We start from the raw sequence: 277 nt of genomic DNA on the forward strand, positions 1-277 counted from the left end.
GAAGGCGCGCGGGTCGCAACGGAATGGGCGGACGGAAGTAATGAAACCCGTCAGGTTAACGCCGCGGGCCTGGTGATACGTCAGAAAGACCGCACAGGAAAAGTCACCGCCTTTCGCTACGACCTGCTGTGCCGGCCCGTCTGGCAGGGCAACCCTGAGACCGGAAAAGGGGAGCAGATCCGCCGGGACGACGCGGGCAATCCGGAGTGCATTATCCATGAGGACGGCAGCGAGCGCAGATGGACGTGGAACGGTGACGGCCAGCTGCTGACGGAGC

General features: G+C 63.9%; 1 protein-coding gene. It reads left to right on the top strand.

The features are described 5' to 3' along the window. Positions 1 to 277 (top strand): hypothetical protein (locus KIF87_RS23105; protein WP_213330863.1); only part of this gene is annotated, 277 nt, incomplete at both ends.

The organism is Enterobacter sp. 120016 (assembly GCF_018383635.1).
GTDB lineage: Bacteria > Pseudomonadota > Gammaproteobacteria > Enterobacterales > Enterobacteriaceae > Enterobacter > Enterobacter asburiae_D.